Raw genomic sequence first — 16246 nt, 5'->3', positions numbered from 1 at the left:
CGTGTCGCTCGCCGCCAACCTGACCAGCCGGGCGGTAACGGTCGAACTGATCAAGGACGGCGACCACCGCCTGTCCCGGCCCGAGGACCTGCGCCGGATCGGCGCTGCCCTGGACCGGGTGCTGGCTCAGGTGGAGGGGCGGCCGCTCGTCTGAGCTTGGCCGCACTCGTCGGCTGCCAGCAGCCGCAGCACGTCCAGGAAGTCCGCGAAACGCTCCGGCCCGACCTGCAGGGCCCAGTCCGCCTGGATCTGCTGCAGGCAGGCGATGATCACCCGGCCGACCTGCCAGCCGCGCCCGGTGAGGTGGACGAGGCGCCGGCTGCTGCCCTCTGGTGCTCGCCGCTCGATGTAGCCCAGCGCCTCGAGCTGGGCGATCAGGTGGTTGGTTGCCTGCCGCGACATGCCGATCCGGCGCGCCAGCTCCGAAGGCTTCGTCCCGTCCGGCAAGGGATAGGAGAAGATCGCCAGATGGGCGTCCTGGAGGTCGGTGAAGCCAGCCGCACGGATCGCCTCCAGCATCCGGCCGCGGACCTGTCCCAGGCACAGCCGCAGCAGCGCGCCGACATAAGGCGGGCGATCTGCGATTGACATCGTGTAAAGTCTCTTTACGAAAATGGTTGTAAAGAGACTTTACGATCCGGAGGCTGGAGGATGGAAGACCGTAGCGACAGGACGGTACAGATCGGCGCGCTGGAGTTGCGCTTCCTCGTCGACGAGACGGATGGCGCAGGCAATCTCGTGATGTTCGAGTTCGTGGTCCCGCCGGACGCCCGGGTGCCGGCGCCCCACTACCACCGGGATGTCGACGAGGCGGTCTACGGGCTGGAGGGCACGCTCACCACGACCGTCGACGGCCGCAGCCAGGAGGTCGGCCCGGGCCAAGCCGTGCTGGTCCCGCGCGGCGGCGTCCACCAGCACGAGAACCTGCATGACACGACGGCCCGCGGCCTGGTCGTGCTGACGCCGGGCTCGATCGGGCGGCGCTATTTCGAGGAAATGGCCGAAGCCGTCGCCCGCCCGGGCGGGCCGGATCCGGCCAGGCTGCGGGAGATCATGCTCCGCCACGGCCTGGTGCCGGCCTGACCATCGGATCGTTCAGGCGGCTCCGCGCTCCACGGCCAGCAGCGCCCGCAAACCCTCCCGATAGCTGGGATAGGCCAGCTCCACTCCCAGCTCCCGCTTGATCCGATCGTTTCGGACCCGGCGGTTGTCCGCATAGAAGCTGCGCGCCATCGACGAGAGCTGCGCCGTGGCATAGTCCAGCGCGGGCGGCGGCTGGACCCCCAGCAGCTCCGCCGCGAACGCCACCACGTCCTGGGGTGGGGCCGGCTCGTCGTCGCAGACATTGTAGACCGCACCCGGCCTGGGCCTGGCCATCGAGGCCTCCAGCACGGTCGCGATGTCCTCCACATGGATGCGCGAGAACACCTGGCCCGACTTCACGATCCGCCGCGCCGTGCCGGCCAGCACGTCGCGGAGCTGGTTGCGGCCGGGCCCGTAGATCCCGGCCAGGCGGAACAAATGGACGGGCAGGCCGCTTGCCAGCCAGACCCGCTCCGCCTCCAGCCGCCGGCGCGCCCGGTCCACCGTGGGCGCAAGTTCGGCCTCCTCGTCGACCCAGGCACCGCCGCGGTCACCATAGACGGCGGTGGTGCCGAGCCAGCCGAACCATTCGAGCGAGGGCAGGGCGCGCAGGTCGGGGAGATGCCGGTCGGCCACCGGGTCGCCCGCCTCGTCCGGGATGATCGAGTGGAGCAGATGGGTCGTGCCGGCGAGTGACGCCGCCGGATCGGCCAGGGACTGCTCCCGGCTGAACAGGTGCATCTCCCAACCCAGCCGCCGCAATGCCTCCGCCTTGGTGGGATCACGCGTGGTGCCGGCGATCTGCCAGCCCTGGCCGATCAGCCGCCGCGCCAGCACCTCAGCCGTATACCCCAGCCCGAAGCAGAACAGCCGCTTGCTCACTCCACCCTCTCCGTCCACTCCGCCCGCACCGTGGCATCCGCTTCGCCCGGCAGGCGCCGCGTGCGCTCTGCCTCTGCGTGCGCCGGCTCGGCCAGCCGCCGCAGCGCCCAGACCGCGGCACCCCGGACCACCGATGCAGGGTCGTCCAGCAGGGTCGCCACCACGTCCAGGAAGCCCCGGTCGCCGCTGTTGCCGATGGCGATCAGGACGTTGCGCACGAACCGGTCACGACCGATCCGCTTGATCGGTGAGCCGGAGAACAGTGCGCGGAAGGCCGGATCGTCCAGCCCGGCCAGTTCCCGCAGCTTCGGCGCCCGCAGATCGTCCCGCGCCTGCAGCTTGATCTCCTGCCCGACCCTGGCGAACCGGTTCCATGGGCAGGCAGCCAGGCAGTCGTCGCAGCCATAGATCCGGTTGCCCATGAGCGCACGTAGGTCGCGGCGGATCGGCCCGCCATGCTCGATGGTGAGATAGCTGATGCAGCGCCTAGCATCGAGCCGGTAGGGCGCGTCGATCGCCCCGGTCGGGCAGGCCTCCAGGCAGCGCCGGCAGCTGCCGCAATGGTCGGCCTCCGGCGGGTCCGGCGGCAGGTCCAGCGTGGTGAAGATCTCGCCCAGGAACAGCCAGGAGCCGAAGGAGCGGCTGACCAAGTTGGTGTGCTTGCCCTGCCAGCCCAGCCCGGCCTGCTGGGCCAGGGGCTTCTCCAGCACCGGTGCGGTGTCCACGAACACCTTCACCCTGGCACCGTAGCGGCTGGCCAGCCACTGGCCGGTCCGCTTCAAGGCACCCTTGAATACGTCGTGATAGTCGCGGTTGCGCGCATAGACCGAGATCGTGGCCGTATCGCTCAGGCCGAGCGTGGCGCGCGGATCGCTGTCCGGCCCGTAGTTCAGCCCGCAGACCAGCACGCTCCGCGCTTCCGGCCAGATCGCCTTCGGACTCTGCCGCCGGTCGGCCTTCTCGGCGAGCCAGCGCATCTCGCCATGGCGCCCCTCGGCGATCGCCTGGTCGAAGCGCTGGCCATGCAAAGGCGGCAGGTCGGCCGAGGTGACCCGCACCATCGAGATGCCTTCGCTCTGCGCACGCGCCAGGATCTCGGCGCGGACCCGCTCCGGGTTCAGAAGTCCAGGTCGTCGTAGTGCAGTGGCGGCTTCATCGCCGGCAGCCGGTCGGCGAGCAGCGGGCGGAAGCTCGGCCGCGACTTCATCTTGCCGTACCATTCCTTCGCCAGCGGGAAATTCTGCCAGGGAACGTCACCCAGATAGTCCAGGACCGACAGGTGGGCGGCCGCGGCCATGTCCGCCAGGGTGAGGTCGTCCCCGGCCAGCCAGCGCCGGTCGGAGAACAGCTCGCTCAGATAGGCCAGATGCACCTTCAGGTTGGCAGCCCCCGCCCGCATGTTGTCCGAGTTCGGCGTGCCGATCCGCTTCAGCCGCTTGATCAGCTTCTCGCGCCAAAGGAGGTCCGTCACTTCCCGCGCGAACTTGTCATCGAACCACGCAACCAGTCGGCGTGTCTCGTTGCGCCGCTCCAGGGACGCGCCCAGGAAGTTGTGCTCAGGCTTCGACTCTTCGAGGAAGTCGGCGATCGCGCGGCTGTCGCAGACCGTCAGGTCCTCGTCCTGCAATACCGGGACTTCGAGTGCCGGGTTCAGCTCGAACAGCGCGTCGACCTGCTTCCAGGGCTCGACTTCGACTTCCTCAAAGCGGAGTCCCTTCTCGCGCAGCAGCAGCCTGATCTTGCGCGAGTAGGGGCAGAGCGGAAAATGGTGCAGTCGAAGCATTCGCCAAGCCGGGAGATGAAGCGACGCGCAGGAGCCGGTGCGGCCCGCCACACCTCATGGACTAGCCCCTCGCGTCCTCCGGCATCAAGCGGCTTGCGCCGGAATGCGCAGCTTGTCGGGCACTGGCCCGCCGGTCGCCCAGTCCAGCAGCTCCACCGTGTGCACGATCGGGATGGCGGTGCCGCTGCCGATCTGGGTCATGCAGCCGATATTGCCGGTGGCGATCACGTCCGGCACCAGCTTCTCGAGATGGGCGACCTTGCGCTCCTTCAGCTGGTCAGCCAGCTCTGGCTGGAGGATGTTGTAGGTCCCGGCCGAGCCGCAGCAGATATGGCTCTCGGCGGGCTCGACCACCGCAAACCCCATCTGGCGCAGGAGCTTTTGCGGCAGGGTCCTGATCCTCTGGCCGTGCTGCATCGAGCAGGCTGAATGATAGGCGACTTTCTGCTCGGGCACGAACACCGGCTCCGGCAGGCCCAGCCGGTCAACCAGCTCGGTGATGTCCAGCGCCAGCGCCGCGATCTTCCTGGCCCGCTCGGCTAGGACATGATCGTGCTCGTGCTGGAACAGGTGGCCATAGTCCTTCACTGTCGTGCCGCAGCCCGAGGCATTGATCACGACCGCATCCAGCCCGTTGCCGTCCAGCTCCCGGCTCCAGGCCTCGATCGTGCGCCTGGCCGCGGCCTTGCCATCGCGGTCCTGGCCCATGTGCAGGGTCAGCGCGCCGCAGCACACGGCGTCCTTGGCCAGCACCACTTCGCAGCCCATCCGGGTCAGCAGGCGGATGGTCGCCTCGTTGATCGCCGGATCGAGCACCCGCTGGGCGCAGCCCTGGAGCAGCGCCACCCGGGCGCGCTTTTGCCCCACCGCCGGCACCACGCCTGGCCGGTCCATGGGCGACGGCCCGTGCGTGCGCCTGGGCGCCAGCGTGAGCATCGCCTTCAGGCGCCGGGGTAGGGCGCGGGCGAATGGGCGCCCGGCCCCCGCACCCATCAGCGCCAGCCGGAACAGGTTCGGCCGGGGGAGGACCTTGGCCAGCATCCAGCGCTGCCAGCGGTCTGCAGCCGGCCGCTCATAGGTCTTCTCGATATGCGCCCGGGCATGGTCGACCAGGTGCACGTAGTCGACACCGGACGGGCAGGTGGTCATGCAGGACAGGCAGGACAGGCAGCGGTCGATATGGCGCACGGTGCGCTCGTCGGCGTCCCGGCCGTTCTCCAGCATGTCCTTGATCAGGTAGATCCGCCCGCGCGGCGAATCGAGCTCGTCGCCGCGCAGCACATAGGTCGGGCAGGTCGCCGTGCAGAACCCGCAATGCACGCAGGTGCGCAGGATCTGCTCCGCTTCCTTGATCTTCGGGTCGGCGAGCTGCGCCAGGGTGAAGCTGGTCTGCACGATCGGTACCTCAGGCGGCCAGCGTCATCCGGCCGGGCTCGAGAATCTGTCGGGGATCGAAGGCGTTCTTGACCCGGACGGCCAGGGAAGCCAGCGGGGCGGGCTGCGGCTGGAACACCGGGATGGTGCTGCGGATCGCGTCGGGTGCGCGCAACAGCGTCGCATGACCGCCACCTGCCACCAGGGCGCGGACCTCCGCCGCGCTCGGCGAATCCATCACCGCGAATATCTGGCCACCCACCTGGTCGAGGAAAAGGTCTGCCCCCAGATTGGTGAGCGCCCTGGCGGCTGCCACCCCCTCGGTGGGCGCCACGGACAGCCGCCACAGGACCGGCCGGTCCGGCAGCACGCGCAGGTCGCGGATCCGCTGCCAGAGCGCGATGCTCTCCTCGGCCAGCACGAGGTGCGGCAGGCTCCTGCCCACCACCTCGCTGATCAGCCCCTGCATCCGGTCCTCGACCGACGGGCGCACGCCCTCCACCCGCAGCAGCGCCACAGCACCACCGCTCTCGCGCAGCGCGTCGACCCCGCTCCGTCCGGCAGCACCCGCCGGCAGCAGGGCCGCCCCGGAGATCTCGAACGCGGTGCCCGCCGCCTTGCGCAGGCGCGCCGCCAGATCGGCCAGGTCCTCGCCGAAGATCGCGAGCGTCTGGACGCATTCGGGCGCCGGCAGCACCTTGAAGGTCACGTGCCCCATCACCGCCAGCGTGCCGAACGAGCCGGACAGCAGCTTGCACAGGTCATAGCCGGTGACGTTCTTGACCACCCGCCCGCCGGTCTTGATCGCCTCACCGCGCCCGGTGACGCACTGCACGCCCAGGAGATGGTCGCGCGGGGCGCCGGCCTTGAAGCGCCGGGGACCTGCGAGATTGGTGGCAAACACCCCACCCATGGTCGCCTGGCCCGGTGCCGCACCATACCAAGTGGACGCATCTGGCGGCTCGAAGGCCAGTTGCTGCTGGCGCTCGGCGAGCGTCGCCTCGATCTCGGCCAGAGGCGTGCCGGCCCCGCAGGAGAGCACCAGCTCGCCCGGCTCGTAGAGGGTGATGCCCGAGAGCTTGCGGGTCGAGAGGCCCACCGGCTGTGCTGTGGGCTGGCCCAGCCCGAGCTTGCCGCCCTGGCCCAGCACGGAAAGCGGCCGCTCTTCCGCAAGGGCGGCGGCCACCATGTCGGCCGCCTCGGCCAGGCTTTGCGGCAACAGGAGTTCCATCGGGCAAACGTTCCGGCGGTCAGAAGCGGGGCAGGTCAGCGAACGGGACCCGGCCGCCCGACACGTGGAGGCGGCCCATCTCGGCGCAACGGTGCAGCTTGGGAAAGACCTTGCCCGGGTTCAGGATCTGCTCGGGGTCGAACGCGCACTTGACCCGGATCTGCTGGTTCAGGTCGGCCTCGGTGAACATGGTCGGCATCAGGTCGCGCTTCTCCACGCCCACCCCATGCTCGCCGGTGAGCACGCCGCCCACCTCGACGCAGAGCTTCAGGATGTCGCTGCCGAACGCCTCGGCCTTCTGCAATTCGTCCGGCTTGTTCGCGTCGAACAGGATCAGCGGATGCAGATTGCCGTCGCCGGCATGGAACACGTTGGCCACACGCAGCCCGTAACGCTTCGACATTTCCTGCATCCCGGCCAGCACCTCGGCCAGCCGTGCGCGCGGGATCGTCCCGTCCATGCAGTAATAGTCCGGCGAGATCCGCCCCACGGCAGGGAAGGCTGCCTTGCGCCCCGCCCAGAACAGCAGGCGTTCCTCCTCGCTCTGGCTGACCCGGATGGTGGTGGCGCCGTGCTGGCGGGCGATGCCGGCCACCGTCTCGATCAGGTGGTTCACCTCGACCTCGGGTCCGTCCAACTCGCAGATCAAGAGCGCCTCGACGTCCAGTGGGTAGCCGGCATGGAGGAAGTCCTCGGCCGCCTGGATCGCCGGCCGGTCCATCATCTCGAGCCCGCCCGGGATGATCCCGGCCCCGATGATCGAGGCCACCGTGTCGCCACCCTGCTCGGAGCTGGCAAATCCCATGAGCACGGCCCGCGCCACCGGCGGCTTTTGCAGAATGCGCACGGTCACTTCCGTGACCACGCCGAGCAGCCCCTCCGAGCCGGTCATCAGGCCCAGCAGGTCATAACCCTCGGAATCCAGATGCTTGCCGCCCAGGCGCACGATCTCGCCGGTGGGCAGCACCATCTCAATGCCCAGCACGTTGTTGGTGGTGAGCCCGTATTTCAGGCAGTGCACCCCGCCCGAGTTCTCGGCGATGTTGCCGCCGATCGAGCAGGCGATCTGCGAGGAGGGGTCCGGCGCATAATAGAAGCCGGCATGCTCCACCGCCTTGGTGATGCCGAGATTGGTGACACCGGGCTGCGCGGTCACCGTCCGGTTCTCGAAGTCGATGTCGAGGATCCGGTTGAACTTGCCCATGCCCAGCACGATGCCGTCGACCAGGGGCAAAGAGCCACCCGAGAGCGAGGTGCCGGCACCGCGCGGCACCACCTTCACCTTCTCGCGATGGCACCAGGCCAGCACCGCCGACACCTCTTCCACCGTGCTCGGCAGCACCACCGCGATCGGCACGGCGCGGTAGGCGGAGAGCGCGTCGCACTCATAGGGGCGCAGGCCTACCTGGTCGGCGATCACGCCCTCGCCCGGGACAATCGCACGCAGTGCGGCCACGATCTCCTCGCGGCGCGCGAGAATGCCCTCGTCAGGCGGCGGCATGTGCATGGCGATCTCCCGTAACCCGGGCCTTTTTGGAAAGGTTCCGGACAGATGGCAACGGCCGGGGCGCGGCCGTTGCCAGGACCAGGGATCAGCCGCGCTCGAAGTAGCGGATCAGCTCCCAGTCGGTCACGGCCCGGTCGTACTCGGCCTGCTCCCAGCGTGCCGCATGGACATAGTGATCGACCACCTCATCCCCAAGGGCGGCACGCATCACCTCCGAGCGGTCGAGCCGCTCGGTGGCCTCGCGCAGCGTATGCGGCACTGCCGGGACATCGCCGGACTGATAGGCATCGCCGGAGAAAGCCTCAGGAAGCTCCAGCCCCTGCTTGACCCCGTGCAGCCCGGCAGCCAACAGCCCGGCATAGGCGAGATAGGGGTTAACGTCGGCACCCGGCACCCGGCACTCGACGCGCAGGGAGGCACCGCCCGAGCCCAGCACCCGGAAGCCGGCGGTGCGGTTGTCTCGGCTCCAGACCAGGTTGGTCGGCGCAAAGCTGCCGGCGACGAAGCGCTTGTAGCTGTTGATGTTGGGGGCCAACAGCAGGGTCGCGTCGCCGCCCGCGGCGAGGAGGCCCGCCAGATAGTTCTGGAACAGCTTGGAGAAGCCGTTCTTGTCGTCCTTGTCGGCGAACAGCGGCTTGTCCGCTTCCTTGTCCCAGAGCGAGGCGTGGATGTGGCAGGAGCTGCCGGCTAGTTCCTTCTTCCACTTGGCCATGAAGGTGATGGCCTTGCCGTGCTGCCAGGCGATCTCCTTGGCCCCGTTCTTGAAGATGACGTGCCGGTCGGCCATCTCCAGCGCCTCGGCATAGACCAGGTTCAGTTCCTCCTGGCCCGGCCCCCACTCTCCCTTGCTTTCCTGGACCGGGATGCCGGCGGCATCGATGCCGTTGCGGATCGCGCGCAGCAGCTTCTCGCGCTTGGTGCCCTCGAAGATGTGGTAGTCCTCGATGTACCAGCCGGACGTCTGGACATCGTGGTAGCGCTTATCGCGAGCGGTGCGGAAATCGTCGTCGAAGGCGTAGAATTCCAGCTCCGATGCCATCTTGGCCATCATGCCCCGCTGCGACAGGCGGGCCAGCTGCTTTTTCAGGATCGCGCGCGGGCTGTGCGGTAGCTCCTCGCCGTGATGGTCGACCACGTCGCCCAGGCAGAGCGCGGTCGCGTCCAGCCAGGGGATCCGCCGCAGCGTCGCCAGGTCCGGCTTGATGACGAAGTCGCCATAGCCCTTGTCCCAGGAGGCGGCCTTGAAGCCGGGCACCGGCTCCATCTCCATGTCGACCGCCAGCAGGTAGTCGCAGGCGTGCCATTCCTTGACCACGCTATCCAGGAAGAACCGGCCGGTAGCGCGCTTGCCGATCAGGCGCCCCTGCATGTCGGTGAACGCCACCACCACCGTGTCGATCTCGCCGGAGGCCACGAGCTCCTCGAGCTGGTCCAGCGTCAGCATGCCGTTCATGCGAAGGGGTTCCTTGAGCGCGCGTCGATGTCGATTCCTGGCCGGCACAGGTGCCGCGTCGGAAGGCGGAACGCAACGGTGACCTTCATGGGGCCTCTGCCCCGCATCCAGGGCAGGGGAGATCGGCAGCCGTCGGAATATCAAGAAGATGCTGGCGATATTTGTAGCCAAAGATGAAACCCGGCTCTGGCCAGGATGTTCTGAGGTCCTGGCGCTGCTCGATCCGGCGGTCGCCAGGAACGATCAGGTCGGCATGAAGGAATGCGACCGGTGACCAGTGCGTACGGCGACACGATCGACCTGGGCAGCCACGAGTGGGGCTACGAGCAGGGGCTGGCCGACCTGGGCGGCGAAGTATCGGACGGGCCGCACGACGAAGGCGTACTCGGTACGGTCACCGCGCTCGACGACCTGATCCAGGGTACGCCCGAGGACGACATCCTGCTGGGCGGGCTCGGCGACGACACGGTCCAGTCGTTCGGTGGTGCAGATTATCTGGATGCGGGGCCTGGCGACGACTTCGTGATCGCGGACGGCAGCACCGGGCAGATCCTGGCCGGCAGCGGCGACGACTATGTCTATGTCGCCGGCGGGGCCACCACGATTTCGCTGGGCAGCGGTGCGGACAGCCTGGAGTTCGTGGCGTTCGGCAAGGACGTGCCGTTCGGCGTGCACCGGGTCCTCGACTATGACGTGTTCGAGGACGGCCCGCTCAACATCACCGCTTATCTGGACGCCATGGATCCCGGCAACGTGCCGAACCTGGACAGCAATGGCGACGGGGTGATCGACGCCGCCGACCGCGGCGTGGCGGTGGTCGACGGCACCATGTTCATCGACCTGGCGATCGCCTGGTACCACGACCTGCCGATCGGCAGCTCGGTGATCGCCCTGGACGGCGTGTCCAGCCTGCCGGTGGATGTGATCGGCTGACAGGGCCGCCCGGGTCGTGTCGAAGGGCAAGGCCTTGGTGGCGGCGCCGGTGACGGCGCCGCGATCAGCCGACCAGGCTCAGAGTGCCCGGCACTGATCCTCCTTGTTGCCCCCTACGACGTTGGCGCTGCCGACCGGGGCGGGGTTGTTCGCCTTGCACTGCAGGTTGCCCTTGGCCTTGTTCTGGCGGATGTCGACGCCGCCGATGTTCTGGAAGGCCTGGATGTCGCCGCCCACGCTGTTGCGCACGATCCGCTGGGTGTTCCGGTTGGATTCCAGCTGGATGTTGCCGTCGACGAAATTGTCGAGGACCAACACCGCGCCGCCCTGCTTGAGCTGGACGGAGCCGCCGATCAGCCCGTTATACAGGGACACCGACCGGGCACCCTCGCCCTGCACATTGCCGTCGACCATGGCACCGCTGGCCACCAGCGTGCCGAAGCGCTGCACCACGATATTGCCTTCCACGCGCGTGCCGGTCAGGCGGCAGGTGGCGCCGGACGGAACCCGGAGATTGTCGACCTGCACGGCACCGATCGTCCCGACACAGGCACGCTCCTCGCTGCTGGCCGGTGCTGCCAGGCCCATCAGCATCGCGCAGGACATGCCGGCCACAATCAGGGAAGACCGAACCATTGCCATCAGCATTCTCCAATGAGAGTTGAAATTTTCCGTTTCCAGGGGCTGCCCGTACATGGTCCGGCCCTGGTTATGGTTCAGGTGCAGCTTGGTTAGATGCCGGGAAGAGCCAGGTTAGAGTCGGGTGAGAAGCGGCTGGCAGGTGCCGGAGCCGCAGGCTGGCCGGGAGAAATGCCGATTGGTGAAGGTGCTCCTGATCGAGGACGATCCGCGAATCGCCCGGTTCATCCGGCGCGGACTCGAGGCCGAGGGCTACACGGTCGACGTAGTGGGTGATGGCCGGGACGCGCTCGCCCTGGCACGATCGAAGGAGCACGCGCTGCTGGTTCTCGACCGCATGCTGCCCGGCCTGGACGGCGCCGAGATCTGCCGAATCCTCCGTAGCGAGCGCTACGACCGCCCGATCCTGATGCTGACCGCCAAGGACGGGCTGCAGGACAAGGTGACGGGTCTTCATGCCGGGGCGGACGACTATCTCACCAAGCCGTTCGCCTTCGACGAGCTGCTGGCCCGGATGAGGGCATTGCTGCGGCGGGCCGGGCGGGGCGAGGAGCCGGCCGACCCCCTGCTCCAGGTGGGCGACCTCGTCCTGGACCGCGCCGCGCGCAAGGCCAGGCGCGGCGGGCGCGAGATCCAGCTCACGCCCAAGGAGTTCACGCTGCTGGCCTACCTCATGGAGAATGCCGGCAGGGTCCTGAGTCGCACGCGGATCCTCAGCCGGGTCTGGGAGTACAGCTTCGATCCCGGCTCCAAGGTAGTCGACGTATATATCCGCTACCTGCGCCAGAAGATCGACGCCGCCGAGACGAAGGCGCTGATCAAGACCGTGCGCGGGTTCGGCTACACGATCTCGGAGGATTGAGCCGGCCTCACCTTGCCAGCGGCAGGCGGATCTCCAGCTCGGTGATCCCGTCCGGGCCGCTGGAAAGCCCGATCTGGCCGCCATGCTTCTCAACGATCCACTTGGCGATCGAGAGGCCGAGCCCGCTGCCGCCGGTCTTCAACTGGTCCTGGCGGCCGCGATAGAAGCGGTCGAAGATGTAGGGCAGGTCCTCGGGCGGCACCGGGTCACCCTGGTTGCGGATGGCGGCCACCGCATCCTCGCCCGCCGCATGCAGCGCCACGGTCACGTCGGTGCCGACATGCGAATATTTCAGGGCATTGTCGATCGCGATGAGCATGGTCTGCTTCAGTCGTTGTCCGTCCGCCTGCACGACGAGCGGCTCGTCGGCGAAGCTCGGCTGCAGCCGGCGGCCGTGCGCCCTGGCCAGGACCTCCGCCTCGTCCACCGCTTCCGCCAGCAATTCCTGCAGGACGACCGGCCGCATCTGGAAGCGGATCGAATCGGCTTCCGTGCGGGTCAGGAACAAAAGGTCGTCCACCAGCCGGCTCATGCCCTGCGCCTGCTCGACGATCCGCGCCAGCGTTTCCCGATAGTCCTCGGGGCTGTTTGCCTGGTTGCGCAGCGTCACCTCGGCCTCACCGCGCAGGACGGTGAGCGGCGTGCGCAGCTCGTGGCTGACATCGGCCAGGAACAGCATGCGCAGCCGATCCAGGTCCTTCAGGCGCCGGTTGGCGTCCTCCAGCCGGTGGTTGGCATCCGCCAGTTCGGCCGTGCGCTCGCCGACCTTCTGGGACAGGAGGGCCTGCTGCTCCAGCAGCTCCCGCCGCTGCCGCTGCAACTGCTCGACCATCCGGTTGAAGTGATCCGACAGCAGCGCCAGCTCGTCCCGACCCTCTACGGCGATGCGATGGTCGAGCCGGCCGCCGCCGATCGCAGCGGCACCCTCGGCCAGGCGGGTGATCGGCAGGGACAGGGCCCGGCTCAGCAGGACCGCGGCACCAATGCCGACCAGCAGACCCAGGAGGAGGGCGCTCGCGACGATCAGGGTCATCTCCCGCGCGAGCGCGTCCGTCTCGCTCTCGATCCGGTCGACCTCGCCGCGCTCATCCGCGATCGCGAGGTCGACCAGCTCCTGGAGCCGGTTGTCGAGATCGTCCTCGATCTCAGTACGGTAGCGCCGCCGCGCCTCGTCGCCTCGGCCCTGCATCTGCAGCTCGAGCAGCTCCAGGGCGGTCTCGTGCATCCGGGTATCGATCGCCCGCATCTGTGCGACGAGGCGCAGTTCCTCCAGCTCCTGTTCGCGCTGCACGCCGCTCAGCCGGTTCCCCTCCGACCGGATGATCTGCTCCAGGGCCTGGAAGCTGCGCTCGACCTGGCGCCGCGCCTCCTCCAGGTCCGGCCGGCCTTCCTCGCCGAACAGGAGCATCTCGGCGATCTGTTCCGAGTACTGGTTGGCATGGAGCGAGAGCGCGGTGATCGTGACCAGCTGGCGGTGGGCGTGCTGCACCCGCTCCGTGAACCGATCGGTGCGCTGCACCGCGAAGTAGACCACCCCCGCCATCATCAGCAGCAGGCCCACGAAGAACACCTGGAAGACGATGATCTTCGTCCTGATCGTCATGCCGGCCCACTACTCTGGTGGAGGAAGCGCCCCTCACGGACGCATCCCCAGCGTCCATGGCCGCGGGACGCCCCGCAAGCCTGCTGCCCGGCCCCCACGATCCTCAGGCTTCTGGCAGGCTGCGCCCGGCGAAGTCGGCGGCATCCAGGCCAGGCACGCCGAACAGAGTGAGCTTGCCGCTGGCCACGGTCGCGTCCTCCGTCCGCAGGTGATCACCAGCGAGAGCTTGGTGTCGCCGTTATAGGCGACCTGCTGGAGGGTGACGTAGGCGTCGCTGCCCTTGATCTGGCCATCACCGTTGAAGTCGTACCGGTCGAAGGAGATCGTCTCGTCGTCGAGCGCGTCCTCCCCGTGCACGAAGTCGGTCACCAGCACGTCCTTCACCGGCTTGCTGCCGTCGCGGAAGCCGCGGCCCACTTCCTCCATGCCGAACAGGTCCCGGCCCTGGCCGCCGGTCAGCACGTCCCGGCCGAAGCTGCCATAGAGCCGGTCGTCGCCGGCACCGCCATTCAGGTAGTGGTTGTCTGCCTCGCCAAGCACAACCGGGTGTCGGGGCCGGACTGTGGGCTGCCCCACAGCCGGTCGTCGCCCGCCCCGCCGAACAGCAGGCCGGAGCCCTGGCCACCGGCAAGGCCATCGGAGCCATCACCACCTTCCAGCCGGTCGTTACCGTCATCGCCCCTCAAATCGTCGTTGCCGGCCAGGCCGCGTAGCCGATCATCACCAGCGAGGCCGGTCAGCTGGTCGTTCTTGGCGGTACCCATCAAGTCGTCTGCCCTGGAGGTGCCCTCCAGGATCACCCCGGTGAATGGGTCCTCGCCAAAGTCCCAGATGTCGTCCTCGCCGAGGTCGGTCACGCCGAAGATCGTCACCGTCTGGCTGCCGACCGGGCCCCGGTCCCAAGCGCTCGCCATGTCCAGCACGGTGGAGGCCCTGGTCACGCCGTCCAGGGTCGCATCCTGGATCGAGACCAGCGTGTCGCCGTCGTCCAGCACCTCGTTGCCGTTCGTGTCGGAGTCGGCGAACGACTTGCCGATGGTGCTCGGCCCGCTTTCGCCCTGGGTGGTCTGCCCGAGCTGCAGCAGGTCCTGGCCGCGCACGAAGTCGGTGCCGACGTCCTGGCCGATCTCGGTCTCCTGGAACTCCAGCTCGGTGCCGGGTGTCACGTGGAACGAGAACACGTCCCGACCAGCACCGCCGGTCAGCGTGTCGTTACCGGAGCCACCGCTCAGGAAATCACCGCCGCCGCCCCAGCAGGATGTTGTCGCCCTTCTGGCCCGCCAGGGTGTCGCGCCCGTCGGTCCCGTAGAGACGATCATTGCCCAAGCCACCGAGCAACTGGTTCTGGCCGGCGCCGCCATGCAGCAGGTCGTCGCCCGCCCAGCCTTCCAGGTAGTCGTTGTCCCGCCCGCCCAGGATGTAGTCGTTGCCGTCGTCGCCGCTGAGGATGTCCTGGCCGTCGACGCCATCGATGCGATCGTTGCCGCCCGCACCGGTCAGCCAGTCGTCGCCGGCCAGCCCGGTGATCACAGCCGCTGCCGCACCGCCTTCAAGGCGGTCGGGATTAATCGTACCGATAAGCACTGCCATGAACCTGATGCCTGAAATGGTCGCGAAGAACGCGTGGGGCTATCGACCGATTTTCGGATGAACTCAGGTCGGGTAGGCTCGCCCGCGAGTGCCGCTGCTGGCGCATCCGGGAAGTTGTCGAAGAAAATGGACCGCCTGTAACCGAACGGCACCTCAGACGGGCGGCACCTCGACCACCCGCCCGCTGCGCGCCGCCTCCAGCACGCAGTTCGCGAGCAGGGTCGCCCGCCAGCCGTCATGGGCATCCACCAGCACACCGGTCTTGCCCGCGACCGCGGCGATGAAGTGGTCCAGCTCGGTCCGGTAGGAGTCGCGGTAGCGGTCCAGGAAGAAGTAGGGGACCGGGTCCTGCTGCGGGCCGCTGCCATTGTGCAGGCTGACCGTGGTGCGCTGCATGTTGCCGGACTGGAGCATCCCGCCCCGGCCGAGCACCTCGATCCGCTGGTCGTAGCCGTAGGCCGAGCCCCAGCTATTGTCGATCCGGGCCATCTTGCCGCTGGCGGTGGTCAGGATCGCCACGGCGGTGTCGACCTCCTTCAGGGCGGCGAAGCGCGGCTCGACCAAGTTCGCCGCGAACGCCGCCACCTTCACCGGCTCCTCGCCCAAGAGCCAGCGCGCCATGTCCAGGTCGTGCACCATGGTCTCGGTAAACAGGGCGCCCGGCTCGTTCGCCAGATACTCGTAGCGCGGCGGCTCGGGGTCGCGGCTGGTGATGCAGACCAGCTCTGGCCGGCCGATCTCGCCCGCGGCCAGGCGCTCCTGCAGGCGCGCATGGTTAACGTCGAAGCGGCGGTTGAAGCCGGTCATGGTGACGATGCCGCTGTCCCGGGCCAGGGCCGCCAAGGTGCGGGCATCCTCCGGATCGGCCGCCAGCGGCTTCTCGCATAAGACCGGCTTGCCCGCCGCCAGCGCCTCGTGGACGTAGAGGAAATGCGCCGAGGAGGGCGAGGCCACGATCACCGCGTCGATCGCCTGCGAGGTGATCACGTCGATCGGCGTGGTCGAGGCCATCGCCTCGTAGCGCTCCGCCAGCGCGGCGGCGACATCGGCATCCTGGTCCACCACCGCGCTTAAGCGCGCGTTCGGGTGGGCCGCCACGTTCTCGGCATGCAGCCGGCCGATCCGGCCCGCCCCGATCAGGCAGAAGCGCAGCTTTGGCGCATGGTCACCCATCGTTTCCTCCCCTTCGCCGGTTCACCCGAAGATGATAGCGCTTCGCTCCGGCACTCCGGGAGGGGTGACCGGGAAGGAACAGGTCCTTGCGTCTCAGCGGTACCCCATTGGCCGTCCTGCTGCTCATGGCGGG

At 68.3% G+C, this 16246-nt stretch carries 17 protein-coding genes; 3 read left to right on the top strand and 14 right to left on the bottom strand.

The features are described from left to right. Positions 1-126: 126 nt before the first annotated feature. Positions 127-591 carry a MarR family winged helix-turn-helix transcriptional regulator gene (locus EQG76_RS03345; protein ID WP_159710604.1) on the bottom strand — a complete coding sequence of 155 codons (465 nt, stop codon included), beginning with the start codon at positions 589-591 and terminating at the stop codon, positions 127-129. 60 nt (positions 592-651) lie between these two features. On the opposite strand from EQG76_RS03345, the gene EQG76_RS03340 reads away from it, so the two are divergent. Then, a complete protein-coding gene (locus EQG76_RS03340) occupies positions 652-1083 on the top strand; it encodes a cupin domain-containing protein (RefSeq protein WP_159710602.1) in 432 nt (143 codons plus the stop codon). A gap of 12 nt (positions 1084-1095) precedes the next feature. Here the strand turns inward: EQG76_RS03340 and EQG76_RS03335 are convergent, their stop codons facing one another. The 7 genes from EQG76_RS03335 to EQG76_RS03305 form a co-directional block, all read right to left on the bottom strand. Then, on the bottom strand, positions 1096-1965 hold the full coding sequence (locus EQG76_RS03335) for an SDR family oxidoreductase (RefSeq protein ID WP_159710600.1): 870 nt from the start codon (positions 1963-1965) through the stop codon (positions 1096-1098). Next, the gene (gene queG / locus EQG76_RS03330; RefSeq protein WP_255476460.1) at positions 1962-3086 is read right to left on the bottom strand and encodes a tRNA epoxyqueuosine(34) reductase QueG; all 1125 of its coding nucleotides are present in this window, start codon (positions 3084-3086) and stop codon (positions 1962-1964) included. The genes EQG76_RS03335 and queG overlap by 4 nt, the downstream gene beginning before the upstream one ends. Then, positions 3083-3748: a glutathione S-transferase family protein gene (locus tag EQG76_RS03325; protein WP_159710596.1), complete on the bottom strand. Its 666-nt coding sequence runs from the start codon at positions 3746-3748 to the stop codon at positions 3083-3085. Before EQG76_RS03325 ends, queG begins: the two co-directional genes overlap by 4 nt. Before the next feature lie 84 nt (positions 3749-3832). Next, complete coding sequence (gene glcF / locus EQG76_RS03320) at positions 3833-5143, bottom strand: glycolate oxidase subunit GlcF (protein WP_159710594.1); 1311 nt, start codon at positions 5141-5143, stop codon at positions 3833-3835. Between the two features lie 10 nt (positions 5144-5153). Continuing rightward, a complete protein-coding gene (locus EQG76_RS03315; RefSeq protein WP_159710592.1) occupies positions 5154-6353 on the bottom strand; it encodes an FAD-binding protein in 1200 nt (399 codons plus the stop codon). A gap of 19 nt (positions 6354-6372) precedes the next feature. Next, entirely contained in the window at positions 6373-7860 is a 1488-nt protein-coding gene (locus EQG76_RS03310; protein ID WP_159710590.1) for an FAD-linked oxidase C-terminal domain-containing protein, read from the bottom strand. 85 nt (positions 7861-7945) lie between these two features. Beyond that, positions 7946-9313, bottom strand: a complete 1368-nt coding sequence (locus tag EQG76_RS03305) for a glutamine synthetase family protein (RefSeq protein WP_159710588.1) — start codon at positions 9311-9313, stop codon at positions 7946-7948. 270 nt (positions 9314-9583) lie between these two features. Between EQG76_RS03305 and EQG76_RS03300 the strand changes: the two genes are divergently transcribed. Then, complete coding sequence (locus tag EQG76_RS03300) at positions 9584-10246, top strand: calcium-binding protein (RefSeq protein WP_159710586.1); 663 nt, start codon at positions 9584-9586, stop codon at positions 10244-10246. A gap of 78 nt (positions 10247-10324) precedes the next feature. Here the strand turns inward: EQG76_RS03300 and EQG76_RS03295 are convergent, their stop codons facing one another. Next, positions 10325-10888: a hypothetical protein gene (locus EQG76_RS03295; RefSeq protein WP_200840521.1), complete on the bottom strand. Its 564-nt coding sequence runs from the start codon at positions 10886-10888 to the stop codon at positions 10325-10327. A gap of 178 nt (positions 10889-11066) precedes the next feature. Here EQG76_RS03295 and EQG76_RS03290 point away from each other — a divergent pair, with 178 nt between their 5' ends. Next, complete coding sequence (locus tag EQG76_RS03290; RefSeq protein WP_200840522.1) at positions 11067-11747, top strand: response regulator transcription factor; 681 nt, start codon at positions 11067-11069, stop codon at positions 11745-11747. Between the two features lie 7 nt (positions 11748-11754). Here the strand turns inward: EQG76_RS03290 and EQG76_RS03285 are convergent, their stop codons facing one another. The 5 genes from EQG76_RS03285 to EQG76_RS03265 form a co-directional block, all read right to left on the bottom strand. Then, positions 11755-13350, bottom strand: coding sequence for a sensor histidine kinase (locus EQG76_RS03285; protein ID WP_159710582.1), 1596 nt, complete (start codon positions 13348-13350; stop codon positions 11755-11757). A gap of 33 nt (positions 13351-13383) precedes the next feature. Then, positions 13384-13890, bottom strand: a complete 507-nt coding sequence (locus EQG76_RS03280) for a calcium-binding protein (RefSeq protein ID WP_159710580.1) — start codon at positions 13888-13890, stop codon at positions 13384-13386. Further along, positions 13860-14531 carry a calcium-binding protein gene (locus EQG76_RS31545; RefSeq protein WP_235031186.1) on the bottom strand — a complete coding sequence of 224 codons (672 nt, stop codon included), beginning with the start codon at positions 14529-14531 and terminating at the stop codon, positions 13860-13862. The genes EQG76_RS03280 and EQG76_RS31545 overlap by 31 nt, the downstream gene beginning before the upstream one ends. Positions 14532-14586: 55 nt before the next feature. Next, the gene (locus tag EQG76_RS31540; protein ID WP_200840519.1) at positions 14587-14940 is read right to left on the bottom strand and encodes a calcium-binding protein; all 354 of its coding nucleotides are present in this window, start codon (positions 14938-14940) and stop codon (positions 14587-14589) included. A 153-nt stretch (positions 14941-15093) separates the two neighbouring features. Beyond that, on the bottom strand, positions 15094-16113 hold the full coding sequence (locus EQG76_RS03265) for a Gfo/Idh/MocA family oxidoreductase (protein ID WP_159710578.1): 1020 nt from the start codon (positions 16111-16113) through the stop codon (positions 15094-15096). Positions 16114-16246: the final 133 nt, after the last annotated feature.

The organism is Geminicoccus flavidas (assembly GCF_009806515.1).
GTDB lineage: Bacteria > Pseudomonadota > Alphaproteobacteria > Geminicoccales > Geminicoccaceae > Geminicoccus > Geminicoccus flavidus.
Note: the sequence above shows the minus strand (reverse complement) of the source record. Positions and strands in the feature narration are given on the sequence as shown.